Source organism: Bradyrhizobium sp. 154, assembly GCF_023073875.1.
GTDB lineage: Bacteria > Pseudomonadota > Alphaproteobacteria > Rhizobiales > Xanthobacteraceae > Bradyrhizobium.
The window spans coordinates 1-1,255 of sequence record NZ_JADPKG010000126.1; the positions used below are offsets into that span (position 1 = coordinate 1).

Consider the following 1,255-nt stretch of genomic DNA (forward strand, 5'->3'; position numbering starts at 1 on the left):
CGCCCAAAACCTTCGAAAGATGGCCAAGCTGATCCCGATGCCCAGGCCGAGGCTCGCATAGAGGCGGTTGAGCAGTTCGGCCAAGTCGCGACGGAGCTATTACAACTAAATACTGCCGGCCTTTTTCAACAGCATCGGCCAAATGGCGTCTTTTGTGCTATATTGGTTGGACGCACGGCCGCAGTTCGCATAGCCGATTTGTGCTCTGGCAGAAAATGGAGGCGTTGATGTCGAGCGAGGAAAACAAACGTCTCGTGCGGCAATTCTATGAAGAGATTGATAAGGGCAATCTCGACGCTATGGATGAATTGGTCGCTGAGAACTACATCGATCACAGCCCTCCGCCCTTCCCAGGATTAGGGAAAGGACGTGAAGGCTTAAAGCAAGGCTTTAAAATATTCTGGGAAGCGACCCCGGGTTATCACCAGATCGAGGATCAAATTGCAGAAGGAGACAAGGTGGTCACGCGCCTCACTGCCTATGGCAAACATGAACGTGACCTGCCGGGAGCTCCGCGCACAGGTAACGACCTGAAGATGACCTCTATAACCATACATCGCATCGCGAATGGGAAGCTCACTGAAAAGTGGGCAGAAAAGGACGTCATCGGCTTTTTGAAGCAAATCGGTGTGATGCCTCGTTAATATTTCTGACGGCTGCTGCGACGCCGGGTTGACCGAACTTCGAAGGCATGGTCGCGCAATCTTTCAAGTGATTCCGCTCGCTCTGGGGGCCATTATGCGCGCGATTGAAATGTCCCGTTCGGGTCAGCGGGCTTCGATAAAACTAGGCGAACATGTCCGCTTGTCAGCCACGAGCAGACGAGACGCCACTAGCGAACGAATGTTTCGCAGCGTAAGCTGCCAACACCAGCCCTCGAGACACCGGGCGGAAATCTGGGGAGAACGCTAGGATGTCCCATAACCGTGCCGCTTAGTACGAGCTTTAGCACTGGGCGCGCCAAGCCCCTTATGATCGTCGGCCTGGATGAGAAGCTTCTGTGGGACGAAGGCGGCAAGCTCTGCACCCGGTAAGGATCAGGTTCTCATCGTTGATCTCGCCTCGCCTGAAACCCCCAAGATCGTCGGTGCCCTGCCGCTGAAGAACTCAGTGGTCGGACCGCCCGTGAACGTTGCGATCGATCCCAGCGGAACGCTGGCGCTGGTCGCCGACTCGGTCGACGTCGTCAAGGAGGGCGACACGCTGAAACAGGTGCTGGACAACAAGATTTACGTCGTCGACCTGCAGGCCAATC

The 1,255-nt window shown here is 55.5% G+C and carries 2 protein-coding genes and 1 pseudogene; all 3 read left to right on the plus strand.

What is annotated here, in order from left to right:
- Window positions 1–228 (plus strand): hypothetical protein (locus IVA92_RS35535; protein WP_247276189.1); only part of this gene is annotated, 228 nt, incomplete at its 5' end.
- Window positions 228–644 (plus strand): ester cyclase, encoded by a 417-nt coding sequence (locus IVA92_RS35540; protein ID WP_247276190.1) that lies wholly within the window; start codon window positions 228–230, stop codon window positions 642–644. The genes IVA92_RS35535 and IVA92_RS35540, both read left to right, overlap by 1 nt.
- A 343-nt stretch (window positions 645–987) precedes the next feature.
- A pseudogene (locus IVA92_RS35545) lies at window positions 988–1,255 on the plus strand (YncE family protein); the annotation flags it as partial.